Raw genomic sequence first — 13,585 nt, forward strand, 5'->3', positions numbered from 1 at the left:
GACCTGCCAGCCCTCATGGGTAAGCGGCCGGTTCAGGCGCGTCGGGCAGTCTTCGCACGCTTGCGCGCAGGCTTCGCAGTAGCGCTCGCCCCCGCCGAAGGACCACTCGGCGAGAGCGCGGAGGCGTTTTTTTCCTGTTCCAGCAGCAGGCCTTTGGACACGTAGGTCAATTGGAAGGCCTCGAAGATCGGCCAGACGTCGAGCAGCGCGTCGATGGCCTCGGGGGTGGGATCGATCGGGTTGCCGTCGGCATCGCCGATGCCCTCCCAGCCGAGCACAGCCCGTCGCGCCAGCGCCTTGGCGAAGGCGACGGCGCGCTCCTCGTCGGAAGCCTCCTCGGGCACCGCCTCGACGGCGGGGTCGCTGCGCGTCGCGACCATCAGGGCGGTCGTCAGCGGGCGCAGTTGCACCCGGACGCCGGGGGCGAGGTCATGCCAGCGCGGCGCGTTGGTCAGGTCGAGCGTCAGCATCAATACGTCTCCACGTCATTCACGAGGGTGGCGGTGCACATCCGGCCGACGACGCTGTCGCGCGCGGCCTGCCAGTCGAATGTCGCCTGGACGCCCTGCGGCCCGGAAATCTCGATCCGTGGACGCGGCAGGTAGACGGCGTGCACGGTGAAGGAGAAGCTTTCGCCTGAAGGCAGGACGTAGGCGAATTCCATCTCGCAGGCCTCGCCGTTGATCGCCTGCGTCACCAGCGTCTGGTCGGCGAAGCGCACCTCGATCCGGCCCGTCAGCGCGGCAATGGATGGATCCGCGCCATCGATGCGGCCGTCCGAGCGGATGGTCTCGATCCGGTCGAGGTTGTTGGCGTAGGTGATCTCGGCCGAGACCACATTGCCGAGGGCGGTGCCGTTCCGGGTGATCGCCCCGTTGAAATGGCCGAAGCGCTTCAACTCCAGTGCGGCGGGCGTTCCGGCACTGGTCGTGGTGCCGACCGTCTCGCCCTGCGCCACCAGCCGCGCGGTCGCGGTGAGCAGGCCCGAGCGCTGCATCTGCCAGGTGATCTGGTCGAGCACGCAGCCCGAGTACATCGCATAGCGGGGCACCTCGGGCATGCCGGTCTCGATCGACATCGAGGGCAACGTCCAGGACCCCGACTGAAATTCGTGGCTGTACGGGGCCTCCGCGCCCGTGGTCGTGGGCGCGCCGAAGGCTGCCTTCAGCCAGAAGCCGAACGCCTCGGCGTCCAGCGGCACGACGACGTCGCCGTCGGCCGTCACGGCGTCCTTGATCGGCGCTAGCGGATCGCGGCCGTAGCCGAGAAGCTCCGAATTCAGCAGTGGCTGCTCCGCGCCGAGCGACGTGCTGGCGAAGGGCATGCGGGTGAAGCCGCTGACGGGCGGCGTTCCATAGGTCGTCTCGAACGCAAGCGCCATCAGCGCTCGCGCCCCTTGGGCTCGTGCCATGTTCGTCTCCTGTGGTCGGTTGGGTCAGGCCAGCGGGTCGGCCGTGGAATAGTGCAGCACGACCGGGATAACGGCGGCCTTCAGACTCGCCGCGCCCTCGACCGGCAGATCGACCGGGCGCGGGGCTTCGGCCTCGACCCAGTCGCAGAACCCGCCCAGCGTCCGGTCGGCGGCGAGCGCTGCGCCGATGCTGGCGGTCAGCGTGTCAAAGGCGGCGTCGCGATCGGCACCCTGAACGACCGCCTCGATCTCGGCTCGGTGCTGGTAGTGATAGCGCAGCGGCGACAGCGTGACTTCGGGCGCACCTGGTTCGCCATCGCGCAGGATCATCAGGCCCTCGACCGGCATGCGCTCGGGCAGCACGTCCCCGCGCAGAGCGGTGGCGGGCAGCGCCGAGAGCCGCGCGTGCAGCGCGACGAGGATGGTTTCGCGAGGTGTCATGGGTCGGCCGAGTTGGAAATCGCGTCGAGCACCGGACAATCGGGGACTTCGGCGCCCGAACACCTGGATGCAGTTGTAGCGAGGACGGATTCGATACGCCGAAGATCCGCGATCCTCGCGCGGACATCGGCAAGGTGCCGCTCCGTCCGTTCCTTGACCTCGGCGCAGGTCGGCGCGGCGCCGTCGCCGAGCCCCATCAGCCCGCGGATGTCCTCCATCGAGAACCCGAGTTCGCGGGCGCGCAGGATGAAGCGGAGGCGTGTGGCGTGTGCGGCGGAATAGACCCGGTAGCCGGCGTCCGTGCGGGGCGGGTCGGGCAGCAGGCCGGTCTTCTCGTAATAGCGGATCGTCTCGATGTTGCAGCCGGTCGCCCGGGCCAGGTCGCCGCGTGTGAAGCCGCTCTCGCGCTCGTGATCGGTCATGGGCAAGTTTCCTCTTGAGCCTGTAGTTGCTACAGACCCTACACCCATCGTCAATCACAGACGAGAGGTGCGCGACATGGCGCTGACAGACGACAGAACGGACAGCACGGGCGCGGATCGCCCCGCCCGAAAGGGCTGGCTCGCGGCGGGCGGTGTGGTGGGCGCCTTTCTCGCCTCGGCCTGCTGCATCGGGCCGCTGGTGCTTCTGACTCTCGGCATCTCGGGCGCCTGGATCGGCAACCTGACGGCTCTGGAGCCTTACAAGCCGATCTTCGCCGTGATCGCGCTCGGCTTCATCGCGGCGGGTTTCTGGCAGGTCTATTTCCGCAAGCCAACCGTCTGCGAACCCGGTTCCTACTGCGCAAGGCCAGCATCGGCGCGCATCACCAAGTCGGCTCTCTGGGCCTCCCTGATCCTCGTTCTCGCAGCCCTCACCATCGACTGGTGGGCCCCGCTTCTCTACTGACCCCGAAAGGACATCCACATGAAGAAGATCCTTGCACTCGCCTTGTTCGGCCTGACCGCCGTTGTGCCGATCACCGCCATCCCTGTTGCCGCGCAGACCGTCGCCGCCGAGCAGACCGTCACCTTCGCGGTGGACAACATGACCTGCGCGCTCTGCCCAGTCACCGTGAAGCGTGCGATGGAGGGCGTCGCGGGCGTGCGCGCCGTCGAGATCGACTTCGATGCCCGCACCGCCACGGTGATCTTCGACACCGCCGCGACGAGCGCCGACGCCATCGCGACCGCGTCGGCCAATGCAGGCTACCCGGCGCGTGTCGCGGGCTGACGAGATGACCGAGCAGTCCGACCGCAAGCTGATCGCGACAGGGATCGTCGGCACCGTCATCGCGGCGCTCTGCTGCTTCACTCCGGTGCTGGTGGTGCTTCTGGGTGCCGTGGGCCTGTCGGCCTGGCTGGGTTGGCTCGACTACGTTCTGCTGCCCGCGCTCGCCTTTTTCGTCGCGCTGACCGTGTACGCGGTCTGGAGACGGCAGCGGCGCCAGACCACTCGAACGGATGGATGACTTGATGAAAGACGATTGCTGCGCGCCCAAGGGCGATTTCGACCTTGCCGTGATCGGCGCCGGATCGGCCGGGTTCTCGGCCGCGATCACCGCCGCCGAGGGAGGCAAGCGCGTCGCGCTGATCGGCCATGGCACCATCGGCGGGACCTGCGTGAACGTGGGCTGTGTGCCCTCCAAGACGATGATCCGGGCCGCGGAAGCCCTGCACGGTGCGCAGACAGCACATCGGTTCCCGGGCCTGAACAGCGAGGCGCAGGTCGCCGACTGGTCGGCGCTGATTGCGGCCAAGGACGATCTTGTCGCGACACTGCGCCAGAAGAAGTACGCCGATCTGCTGCCGGGCTACGGCGGTGTGACCTATCTCGACGAGGGTCCGGCGCGTCTCGTCCTCGGCGGGGTCGAGGTCGGCGGGCGCAGGATCACGGCTCCCAAGGTGATCGTCGCGACCGGTGGCCGACCCGCCGTGCCCGACATCCCTGGGATCCAGGACGCACCAACGCTCGACAGCACGTCGCTGCTGGAGCTGGACCGGTTGCCCGAAAGCCTGATCTTCCTCGGCGGCGGCTACATCGGCGTGGAGCTGGCGCAGATGATGGCGCGGATGGGCACCCGCGTCACCATTGTCTGCCGCTCGCGCCTGCTGCCGCGCACAGAGCCGGAGGTGTCCCGGGCGCTGACGGAGACGCTGCGCGCCGAGGGCGTCGCGGTTGTCGATGGCGCGACCTACGACGCCGCACGGCGCGACGGGGCCCGTGCGGTCCTGACGGTGACGGTGGACGGCGCAGACCGCGATCTGACGGCCGACCGCCTCGTCCTGACGACGGGACGCGCAGCCAACACCGAGGGGCTGGGCCTCGCGGAGATGGGCGTCGAGACCGACGCGCGTGGCGCGATCCGGGTGGGCGACGACATGCAGACCACGAAGGCCGGCATCTTCGCGGCGGGCGATGTGACCGACCGCGACCAGTTCGTCTACATGGCCGCCTATGGCGCCAAGCTCGCGTCCCGCAACGCCGTTCTGGGCGGGGCGGAGCGCTACGACAACGCCGCGATGCCGTGGGTGGTGTTCACCGATCCGCAGGTCGCCGGCGTCGGGCTGACCGAGGCGCAGGCGCGCGCCGCGGGTCATGACGTCAAGACCAGTGTGCTGACGCTCGACAACGTGCCCCGCGCGCTCGCCGCCCGCGACACGCGCGGCCTGATCAAGCTCGTCGCGGACCGGGCGACCGACCGCCTCCTGGGCGGCGTGATCATGGCGCCGGAGGGAGCCGACAGTGTCCAGACGCTCGCCATGGCGCTCAAGTTCGGCATGACGACAAAGGCGCTCGGCGAGACGATCTTCCCCTATCTGACCACGGTAGAGGGGCTGAAGCTCGCCGCGCAGACCTTCGACAAGGATGTCGCGAAGCTGTCGTGCTGCGCGGGGTAACCCGAGCCGTCGGTTTCGTGGCTGCCGAGCAAGATTGCGCATCGATGCGATCACAACCTACCCCCCACCCAGTTCGCCACGATCAGCCCCGGCACGCTGTCCAACGCCCGGTCTGCATCCCGCGCCAGATCCAGCCGCTTCGGCAGCTTGACCTGCGGCACCAGCAGGAAGATCGGCGCAGTGACCTTTCCGCGCCCGGTCTTCGACCGCGACACCACCGCCTGGCCTTTCGTGTTCAGCCGCCCCTCGGCGACCAGCAGGCTGGGGCCCGTCCGGCGATAGACGAAACGCAGGCGGAGGCCGCGTCGCCGCTCCCATTCACCGGGGGTGATCCGGCCGCCGCGCAGGGATTTGCCCGCCGCGGGCAGCGGGATCGCCAGCCAGAACCCGTTCTTCGATCGGATCAGCGGCCCGGTGTCATGCGCACCGACGATTACCGGCGCCTTCGACCAGACCAGCGCCGCAGCCTCAAGGCTCTCGCCCGACCTCGGGAAGTTCTGGCTCCGGATCGAGTTGGCGAGCCGTGTACCAAGCCCCGCGCCGGTGATCTGCAACCGCCACGCCGTCTTCAGCCCAGTCCCGGCCTCGCGAATGGCGGCGGTGACGGCCCGTTCACCCGCCGCGACCTCGGCCGCCATCATCGCGACGATGTCGGGATCGATGTCGAGCTTCAGTTTCACGCGGGCCTCAGGTCGACGGTCCAGACCAGCCGCTCGCGGTCGCGGACCGGCTCGCCCTGTATGAGGAAGGCGTCGCCGTCGATCTCGATGCGGTCGCCGGGACGCGGGTTCGCCACCTCGGCCACGCGCAGGTCGATCCGGGTGGTTTCGGACCAGAGCCGCGCGTCGCCGAAGTCGGTGACCGCGTCGGCGCGACGGGCGACGGCACGCACCAGCACGGGTGTACCGCCGTCGGCGATGTAGACCGCGTCCCGGCCGATGTTCGGATCGGCGAAGAGCGCGCCGATGGCGGCGGCGAAGGCCGACATCAGAACGTCGCGTTCAGGCGCACCCGGCCGATGGTGTCGCCGGCGCCGCTCGCCACCGCCTCGACGGCCGCGCCGATGAGGGTGTTGTCGGTCGCGACGGTCGTGGTGCGCTTGTTGGTGTCGTCCCAATAGACCTTGGCGCCAACCGTCCACGCCTGGGAGCCGACCTTGGTGATGTCGAACACGCCGACGAGCGCGGTCTCGACGGGCTCGCCAATGGCGGCGGCACCCGCGGCGATGCCGAAGATGGAGCCGACGAGCAGGCCATCGCCGGAGGCGACGGCATAGGGCGCGGTCAGGGTGATGGTGTTGCCGGGCTGGACGTAGGTTTTCATGATGGGGATCCTCGTGGAAAGACGAAGGGCGGCCCGTCAGGACCGCCCGTGTGTCAGGGTTCAGGAAGCGCGCCTTACGCGCCCGGGTTCTTGTAGAGGCCGCGCCAGTCGATGGCCTTGGCTCCGAAGTCGAGGCGGCACTTGATCTCGACCCCGTCGACGTCGAAGCCGTTGCGCGTCTCGATATAGGCGCCCTGCTGGCCCTCGAGATAGGCGTACTCGATGGTGTCGATCTGGTTCGGGCTGGCCGCCAGATACCAGGCGGTCTCGCTGGCGGCGTCGAGCCGGGGCTCGCTGATCGGCGCCAGCGTCCTGATCGACTGCGGCACCACGCTGGACGTCGCGGCGGGCACGAGGTTCTGGGCCACCAGCTGTTCGGCTTTCAGTTCCAGTGAGGCCGGCACGATCAGGAAGGCAGGCCGGACGTTCAGCACCGTCTTCTTGTCGAGGCCGGTCTGCTTGGCCATCGCCGCGCGCGCCGCTCCGACGCTGCTGACATCGAGCGCCGCGCCGGTGCCTGCCAGGTTCTTGTGGGTGGTGTGGAAGAGCGCATTGCCGTCGGCCATCGCCGGGTTGGCGGTGATGATGCCCCAGACCACGTCCGACTCCAGCTGGGCGATGGAGTTGCCGTACATCGCCGGGATGCGGGTGAAGGCGTCGAGATCGTCGTTGATCAGCGTCTGACGGGTGATGGCGACCACCCGGCCATAGGTCTTGACCTTGTAGCTCTCCTTGCTCTCGCCCAGCGTGCCGCGCTTGAACTCGCCGCTTTCGCCGACCTCGAGCAGCTGCGGGGCTTCGCCGAGCTGGACGCGATGCATCGCCTTGAAGTCGGTCGCCAGCACCTGGCGACAGAACAGCATGAAGGTGCGGGGATAGGCCTCGTAGGCCTGCCGCAGCGTCTTGTTGGTGACGGCCGACAGGATCTCGGGGAAGTCCGAGGTCGAGTGCAGCGCGCGCGTCGCCACCTCGTCACGCGACAGGCCGCGCGTGTTGACCCCGGCATTGCCGAGGCTTTCGCGGGCGAGCTCCAGCAGCGTCATGCCGCGATACTGGCGCGCGGCGTCCTCGAGCTGGAACAGCGTTGGGCTGTAGCGGTGCAGCAGTGCGTTCGCCACCGCGTCACGGCGGGTGATGCACTCGTCTCGGCCGCCGAGCGGGACGGAGACATGGGGGAAGTTCCGGGTCTCGTCGGATTTCGCGGCGACCTGGTCGAGGATCAGTCGGCGGGACTCGTCGATGCTGACGCCGCGCTTGACCAGATCCTCGGCGAAGCCGCGCTCGAGGTTCAGCCGCCCGGCCAGATCGTAAATGGTGGAGACGCGGTCGCGCTCGGCCTCGCGGGCGCGGGTGGCGACCACTTCGGTATCGGGCGCGGGAGTTACCTGCGTCTTCTGGCTGCGCGTCTCGCTGGCCGCGACCTTCGGGTCGGGCGCAGCCGGTTTCGGCTCGGTCATGGGGGTGTCCTCGGTTTCGACCGGCGCGGTCGGCTGGGTGTTGGCGGGGGTTGCGGCGTCGCTCGCCGGGGTCTGGGTCGTGTCCGTCATCGGGATCGGTCCTTTCGTGGTGGAAGGGGCGTCCCGGCGGTGGAGGACGCAGTCGTGAAGGGGGTGCTGGGCGCGGAAGCCCGCTGCTGGGTCGGCTCCGACCGCGACGGCGGAGACCTCGAAGGGCGTCCAGTCCACCGCGCGCCAGAGCTCGCGGGCGCCATCAGGCTTCGAGATATCAAACCGGTGGACCTGGTAGCCGATGGAGACGGCGCGGATGTGCCCCGCCTGGATGTCGCGCCAGATCGGCTCGACATCGGCACGCTCGCTGATCCGGACCAAGGCGATGCCGCGACCGTTCTCGATCCGGGCCGAGCCCGGCACGACCGAGCCGATCACCGCGTCGAGCGTGTCGAGCTCGTGCACCTTCAGGAACGGCGCGCCCGCGTTCAGCCGGTCGAGCCGGACATGGGCCGGGTCGAGGCTGAGTTCCTCGTCATAAGGCTCGCCGAAGAAGGTGGCACGGCGGACGCGAGCCCCGGCCGACCAGACCACCTCGACGGTGCGGTTGTCGGCATCGGCCGTGTTCGGCGCAAGCTCCGCCGACCGGCGCATGGCCGGCAGTTCGATCATCGTGTCCATGAAGGTCAGTCCTGTTGGTCGGCCTGCGCCGGGTCTGTATCCGCGTCGGCGGTCGGGTCGTCGGCGTCTGGTTCGTCGGCGGCCGGATCGTTCGCCGGATCGCTGGCCCCGTCTTTGGATTGTGCGCTGCCGGTCTTGGTGACGCGGCGAGGGTCGCTGTCGAGGACCAACCCCAGCGCGTCGAGCTTGGCGTTGGTCGCCGCGATCTCGGCCAGCACGGCGTCGGGGTTGCGGCCCTGCCGGGCGATCACCTCGGCCAGCGTCATGGTGCCCGAGCGGATGGACAGCAGGTTCGCCATCGCGTCCTTCTGCGGATCGACCGCCTCGAACTTCGGCGGCGACCATTCCACAGGCACGATCGGCGACGGGATCTGCCCCGCCGCCCATGCGGCTTCCGTGAACCACCGCCACACCGGGGCGCAGAACATCGGGATGAACAGCTGCCATTGGACGGCGTCGATCTGGCGGCGGAACTCCACGAGACCCGCCCGGATCGAGGAGTAGTTCACTTGGGACAGGTCCCCCGTCAGCAGCTCGTAGGGCACGCGGAAGCCTGCCGAGATCGTGTGCAGGCTCGCGCGCTTGTATTCGCCGTAGCCGCCCGTCGCCGAGGGCTGGTTGAAGCGGATGTCCTTGCCGCCGCGGGCATAGGCGATCAGCCCCGGCTCGAACTGTTCCACCCGGTTGCCGTCGGCATCGACCACGGAGGGCGCGATGCCCTGTTGCGCCTCGTCGTCGCCGAAGACGATGGCGGTGACGCAGGCCTCGGTCTTCTTGCGAACCAGTTCGGCCACTTCATAGTCGTCGAGATCACGCAACGACCGGATCACCGGCGCGCCCCAGGGGACGCCGCGCGCTTGCGTGCGCTGCTTCTCGTAGACATGGGCGATCTCGGTCGCGGGGACCGGGCGGCTCTGCAACCCGTTCTGCAAGGCCCCGTAGGCGTCGCCCGGATGCTCGGCATGCAGCCAGTAAGCCCGGCGCTTCCCGACCGGGTCGAACTCGATCCCCTGCACGAGGCGCCCTGCGCCGAGGGCTCCGGACTTGGTGGCGTCGAGGAAGTCGGCTTCCAGCACCTGCAATTGCAGCGGCACCGGCAGGCCGTCGCTCGCGCGCCGCAGGCGGCGGCGCACCAGAACCTCGCCCGCCTCGACCATCTCCCGGCAGATCAGCGTCTGCAGGCCATAGAAGTCAAGCTGGCCATCGGCGTCGCAGTCCGCCGTCCAGCGTTCGAAGAGCGCATCGACCTTCCGGTCCAGCTTGTCGTCGCCGCTAGCGGCGCGGGGCATGATGCCCGCGCCGATGATGTTGTTGACCAGCACCGCCACGGCCTTGGCCGCATGCGGGTTGTTGCGCACCAGATCGCGCATGCGGTCGCGCAGCAGCGCCCCGGCGACGCCGATTTCGGTGTCGGCCGAGGATCCCGGCGCGCGCCAGCCGTCCGTCCGTCGCCCGCGCGCCGCGCCGTCATAGCCACGCGTCAGCGTCTCGAATGCCTGACGCGCCATCACGCGCCGAGCCGCCATGCGCGGCGCCACCGTGGCGATGGCGTGGTCGAACCAGGTCGCCGACATCAGCGATCCCCGCGCGAGAAGCCAGCGAGCCCCGCCACGGGCAGCGGGCGGCTGAAGCCCGCGATGGCGCGCTCGATGGTCCGGATGCGGGCGAGCAGATCCTCGGCCGAGCCGTAATCCACCGACTTGCCGTCATAGCTGACGCGCGTCGTGCCGCTGGCATAGGCCCGGCGCAGCGCCGAAAGCTCGGTTTCCGTCCAGTCGATCATGTTCAGAACCATCCCTCCCGCCGCCCGAGCCAGTCGGAGCGGCGCTTGCCCTGCGGGGCCTGTCCCGGCCGGTTGATCTGCCCGGCGGGATCGGTGTCGGTGGGGGCGGCCCCGAGCTGATCCTCGAGGTCGCGCCATTTCTCGTCGGGCCAGCGGTCCGCGCCCGCGATCCAGGCGGCTGCGCGGGCGTAGACCCGGCAATCCAGCGCCTCGTTGCGCTCGCGCAGCTTCTGCCATTCCAGCCGGGCGAAGCCGCGCTTGGTGCGCACCGTCACCAGCTGCTCGGCCACGAACTGCTTCAGCCATTCGTTCTCGACCCAGTGCGGCAGGTGCACCGAGCCGGGCGGGAACGCCGCCCCGTCGGCCATCTCCTCCTCGGTCGGGCGTGCCAGCCGCAGGAAGCGGTAGGTTTCGGCCTTGAAGGTCGAGACCGCCACGGTCCAGAGCCGCGCCCCGCGCCGCAGGCGTTTGCCGCCCTCGGTCGCGTCGACAAAGGTCGGCCCCGACACCGGGCTCGAGCGGTTGAACCCCTCGACGCCCTTGACCGGCGACACCTGCGCGAAGCCTTGCGCCCGCGACCAGGAATAGACCGCCGGGGCCTCGTAGCCGGTGTCGATGGCGAGCCGCGCGATCCTGAGATGCGCGCGGCGTTCATGCGGCCAGGACCTGTCCAGCAGCGCGGTCAGCTCCGACCAGGCGTCGTGCCGGTCGGGCCCGCCCTCGATGACGACGTGATCGACGAGCCAGCTTTCCAAGCCGCGACCCCAGGCCCAGACATCGACCTCGATCCGGTCCTTCTGCACGTCGGCTCCGGCTGTCAGGAACAACCCGCCTGCTGGCACCGTGCCGGATTTCCAGCGTTCGCGCCGGTCGTAGAGCCGCTGCCAGTCGGGCGCTTCCCCGGTCTCGACCCATGTCTCGCCGAGGATCGTGTTGCGGAACGCCTTGATCGCCTCGTCCGACCCTTGGGCTGCTTCCCATGACCGCACGATCCGCTCCCAGCTCAGCCAGCCGATCGGCGAATAGAGCGCCGAAAGGTGATACCCGACCGTGGTCGGATCGGCGGCCGTGGCGGTCGCCCGCCATTCGCCGCCCTCCAGCATCGCCGTCTTGTGGTGTTCCGCGATTGCCGCGTCGCAGCCCTCGCAGTGATACTCGGCCGTCTCCGGGCGGCCCTTTTGCCAGCGCAGCCGGTCGAACTTCAGCCATTGTGCGTGGCCGCATTGTGGGCACGGCACGAAGAACCGACGCTGGTCGCTGGCCTCGTACTCGCGCTCGATGCGCGACAGCCCCCGGATCGTGGGCGTCGAGACCAGCAGCACCTTGCGCCGGTGGGCGAAGGTCAGGGAGCGCGCCTCGGCGAGCGTGACCGGATCGCCTTCCTCGTCGGCCGAGGCGGGATAGGCGTCGACCTCGTCGAGGAAGATGTAGCGCGCCGGGGTGGACCGAAGCCCGACCGCCGAGTTCGCGCCCGTCATGATCAGGATGCCGCCCGCGAACTCCTTCGAGAGCATCGTGTTGCCCGCATCGCGGGATCGCGCGGGCTTCACCCGCTCCCGCAGCTCTGGGCTTTCATCGATCAGCGGGTCGATGCGCTGGCGCGAGTTGCGCTTGGCCAGTTCCACGGTCGGCTGGACCGCCAGCATCGGACCCGGCGCCTGGTGGATCGCGAACCCGATCCAGTTGTTGCCCGCCTCGGTCGCGCCGACCTGCGCCGCCTTCATGAACACGATCCGCTGCGTGGGATCCCCCGGCGACAGCCGGTCCATGATCTCGCGCATGTAGGGCGTGCGCACGGTGCGATACCGCCCCGGTTCGGCTGAAGCCCGCCCCGAGAGCATCCGGTGCCGGTCCGCCCATTCCGAAACGGTCAGGTCCGGGTCGGGCCGCAACCCGTTGCCCCAGGCGCGGAGGATCTCGCCCGCGCCGTCGAAGTCGATCAGGCCATCATCGTCACCGGAAGTCGGGCCGGACCTCGGCGAGTTCGTCGAGGTGGGCGCGTACATGTTTCTCCAGGACCTTCTGCATCGCGGCTGGCTCCACGGTGATCTGCTGGCCGGTCACGTCGGCGCACGAGGCTGACAGTTCGGCCGCCATCAGCGCCGCCGCGCGTGCAGGCCAGTTCACCCACGCGTCCCGTTCCTCCCGCGCCAGCCGGAACACCAGCGCCAGCGCGCGGGCCCGCTCGATCAACTCCCCCTTCAGCTTCTGGAGCCGGATGCGCCGCTCCTGCGCTTTCAGCACCTCGTTCGCGGTCTTCGCCTGCAGGAAGGTCGTGCCGCCGCCGACGGCCGGGACTGCCAGCCCCTGTTCACGCAGCGTGTCGCCAACAGCGGCCACGGCCGCCTCGGGGACGGGCTTCAGCTTCGGCGTGGGCGGCTTGCGGGTCTTGGACGGGTCGGTCGTCTCGGCACGTCTGGCGTCGCTGGCGGCCGCGTTGATGCTGCCGTCGGGATAGAGGACCAGCCGCTCGGCGGCCTTGGCCTTCTGGATCGCGCCCCGCGACAGCCCGACATGCGCGGCGTACTGGCGCTCGCTCATGCCCTGCATCGACGGCTCCGATTATCTATCGAAATCATGTTCTTATCGAGTTGATAAGCAGCGCGACCGGAGCGAACGTCCGTTCAGAAGGACGATGCAACTCACCAAGGAGCCATCACGATGACCACGCGCCTGAACCCGATCACCACCCCGCGCCACGAACTCCGCGCCGAGAAGGCGCGCCGGAATAAGGAAGCCGCGCTCGCGGCCTTCATCGGCAAGAAGGCCGAGATCGACGAGATGCTCGCCCGGCTGCAGACGCTGAGCGACGACCACTTCAACGCCCACCCCGACGAGATCAACTGGGGCCATGTCGGCACCCTCGAACACTACGCCAGCCTCCTGAAGCGCATCACCGACAGCGCCTTCGGCGAGGGCGAGCACGCCCGCTGATCTCCGGCACTGCCGGAACTCCCGCCGCGCGCCCTGCGCGGCTCGGGGTCGTAGGAGGCGCCGCATGACGCGGGCCCGAATACGGAGACGATCCCATGACCAAGCTTTCTGACACCCAAGCCATCATCCTCAGCGCCGCCGCACAGCGCGAGGACCGCATCGCACTGCCGCTGCCCGAGAGCCTGCGCGGCGGCGCCGCTGCCAAGGTGGTCGGCGCGATGCTCGCGAAGAACTTCCTGCAGGAGGTCGACGCCGACACGCGCAAGGGCGAGCTTATGTGGCGCGAGACCGGAGACGGCCACGGCGTCACGCTGGTTGCCACCGACGCGGGCCTTGCCGCCATCGGGATCGAGACCGAGGACGCGAACCCCGCGCCTGCGGGCGCGACGGACGCGCCTACCGAGGAGGCCGCGCCGGACACCCCCACCGTAGCCGAAACCGCGCCCAAGACGCGCACACCGCGCGAGGGCACCAAGCAGGCCACGCTGATCGCCATGCTGCGCGCACCGGACGGCGCGACCATCGAGGAGATCATGGCCGCGACGGGCTGGCAGTCGCACACGGTGCGCGGCGCGATGGCGGGGGCGCTGAAGAAGAAGCTCGGGCTCGAGGTGACCTCGGAGAAGGTCGAGGATCGGGGGCGCGTGTACAAACTCCCCGCCGCCTGACGCGCCGGACCCCGACA

Annotated in this window: 18 protein-coding genes; 6 read left to right on the forward strand and 12 right to left on the reverse strand. The window is 69.3% G+C overall.

The window, feature by feature from the left end; translation table 11 throughout:
• Nucleotides 1-32: 32 nt before the first annotated feature.
• Genes V3328_RS04885 through V3328_RS04900 form a run of 4 tightly spaced genes read right to left on the reverse strand, consistent with a single transcriptional unit; the run spans nt 33 to nt 2,274 of the window.
• Nucleotides 33-470 carry a hypothetical protein gene (locus V3328_RS04885; RefSeq protein WP_083548835.1) on the reverse strand — a complete coding sequence of 146 codons (438 nt, stop codon included), beginning with the start codon at nt 468-470 and terminating at the stop codon, nt 33-35.
• On the reverse strand, nt 470-1,411 hold the full coding sequence (locus tag V3328_RS04890) for a phage tail tube protein (protein WP_083548834.1): 942 nt from the start codon (nt 1,409-1,411) through the stop codon (nt 470-472). Before V3328_RS04890 ends, V3328_RS04885 begins: the two co-directional genes overlap by 1 nt.
• Before the next feature lie 24 nt (nt 1,412-1,435).
• Nucleotides 1,436-1,852 (reverse strand): acyl-CoA transferase, encoded by a 417-nt coding sequence (locus V3328_RS04895; RefSeq protein ID WP_083548833.1) that lies wholly within the window; start codon nt 1,850-1,852, stop codon nt 1,436-1,438.
• On the reverse strand, nt 1,849-2,274 hold the full coding sequence (locus tag V3328_RS04900; RefSeq protein WP_062563550.1) for a MerR family transcriptional regulator: 426 nt from the start codon (nt 2,272-2,274) through the stop codon (nt 1,849-1,851). The genes V3328_RS04895 and V3328_RS04900 overlap by 4 nt, the downstream gene beginning before the upstream one ends.
• Nucleotides 2,275-2,350: 76 nt before the next feature.
• On the opposite strand from V3328_RS04900, the gene V3328_RS04905 reads away from it, so the two are divergent.
• The 4 genes from V3328_RS04905 to merA are packed head-to-tail and all read left to right on the forward strand — an operon-like array spanning nt 2,351 to nt 4,731.
• Entirely contained in the window at nt 2,351-2,740 is a 390-nt protein-coding gene (locus tag V3328_RS04905) for a mercuric transporter MerT family protein (protein WP_062563549.1), read from the forward strand.
• A gap of 18 nt (nt 2,741-2,758) precedes the next feature.
• Nucleotides 2,759-3,064: a heavy-metal-associated domain-containing protein gene (locus V3328_RS04910; RefSeq protein WP_062563548.1), complete on the forward strand. Its 306-nt coding sequence runs from the start codon at nt 2,759-2,761 to the stop codon at nt 3,062-3,064.
• 4 nt (nt 3,065-3,068) lie between these two features.
• A complete protein-coding gene (merF, locus tag V3328_RS04915) occupies nt 3,069-3,302 on the forward strand; it encodes a mercury resistance system transport protein MerF (RefSeq protein WP_123644184.1) in 234 nt (77 codons plus the stop codon).
• Between the two features lie 4 nt (nt 3,303-3,306).
• Complete coding sequence (gene merA, locus V3328_RS04920) at nt 3,307-4,731, forward strand: mercury(II) reductase (RefSeq protein ID WP_228189482.1); 1,425 nt, start codon at nt 3,307-3,309, stop codon at nt 4,729-4,731.
• A gap of 50 nt (nt 4,732-4,781) precedes the next feature.
• Here the strand turns inward: merA and V3328_RS04925 are convergent, their stop codons facing one another.
• The 8 genes from V3328_RS04925 to V3328_RS04960 form a co-directional block, all read right to left on the reverse strand.
• Nucleotides 4,782-5,411 (reverse strand): DUF6441 family protein, encoded by a 630-nt coding sequence (locus V3328_RS04925; RefSeq protein ID WP_062563545.1) that lies wholly within the window; start codon nt 5,409-5,411, stop codon nt 4,782-4,784.
• Nucleotides 5,408-5,719 (reverse strand): head-tail joining protein, encoded by a 312-nt coding sequence (locus tag V3328_RS04930; RefSeq protein WP_062563544.1) that lies wholly within the window; start codon nt 5,717-5,719, stop codon nt 5,408-5,410. The genes V3328_RS04925 and V3328_RS04930 overlap by 4 nt, the downstream gene beginning before the upstream one ends.
• Nucleotides 5,719-6,054, reverse strand: a complete 336-nt coding sequence (locus V3328_RS04935) for a DUF2190 family protein (RefSeq protein WP_062563543.1) — start codon at nt 6,052-6,054, stop codon at nt 5,719-5,721. Before V3328_RS04935 ends, V3328_RS04930 begins: the two co-directional genes overlap by 1 nt.
• A 74-nt stretch (nt 6,055-6,128) precedes the next feature.
• Nucleotides 6,129-8,183, reverse strand: coding sequence for a prohead protease/major capsid protein fusion protein (locus V3328_RS04940; protein WP_062563542.1), 2,055 nt, complete (start codon nt 8,181-8,183; stop codon nt 6,129-6,131).
• A gap of 5 nt (nt 8,184-8,188) precedes the next feature.
• A complete protein-coding gene (locus tag V3328_RS04945) occupies nt 8,189-9,757 on the reverse strand; it encodes a phage portal protein (RefSeq protein WP_123644170.1) in 1,569 nt (522 codons plus the stop codon).
• Nucleotides 9,757-9,966, reverse strand: a complete 210-nt coding sequence (locus V3328_RS04950) for a phage head-tail joining protein (protein ID WP_177208251.1) — start codon at nt 9,964-9,966, stop codon at nt 9,757-9,759. Before V3328_RS04950 ends, V3328_RS04945 begins: the two co-directional genes overlap by 1 nt.
• 2 nt (nt 9,967-9,968) lie before the next feature.
• Nucleotides 9,969-11,972 carry a phage terminase large subunit family protein gene (locus V3328_RS04955; protein WP_083548831.1) on the reverse strand — a complete coding sequence of 668 codons (2,004 nt, stop codon included), beginning with the start codon at nt 11,970-11,972 and terminating at the stop codon, nt 9,969-9,971.
• Nucleotides 11,920-12,516, reverse strand: coding sequence for a hypothetical protein (locus tag V3328_RS04960; RefSeq protein WP_028720223.1), 597 nt, complete (start codon nt 12,514-12,516; stop codon nt 11,920-11,922). The genes V3328_RS04955 and V3328_RS04960 overlap by 53 nt, the downstream gene beginning before the upstream one ends.
• A 111-nt stretch (nt 12,517-12,627) precedes the next feature.
• On the opposite strand from V3328_RS04960, the gene V3328_RS04965 reads away from it, so the two are divergent.
• On the forward strand, nt 12,628-12,900 hold the full coding sequence (locus tag V3328_RS04965; RefSeq protein ID WP_028720222.1) for a hypothetical protein: 273 nt from the start codon (nt 12,628-12,630) through the stop codon (nt 12,898-12,900).
• Between the two features lie 95 nt (nt 12,901-12,995).
• Nucleotides 12,996-13,568, forward strand: coding sequence for a DUF3489 domain-containing protein (locus tag V3328_RS04970; RefSeq protein ID WP_028720221.1), 573 nt, complete (start codon nt 12,996-12,998; stop codon nt 13,566-13,568).
• Nucleotides 13,569-13,585 lie beyond the last annotated feature (17 nt).

The organism is Microbaculum marinum, assembly GCF_037855135.1.
In the GTDB taxonomy this organism is placed as follows: Bacteria; Pseudomonadota; Alphaproteobacteria; order Rhizobiales; family Tepidamorphaceae; genus Microbaculum; species Microbaculum marinum.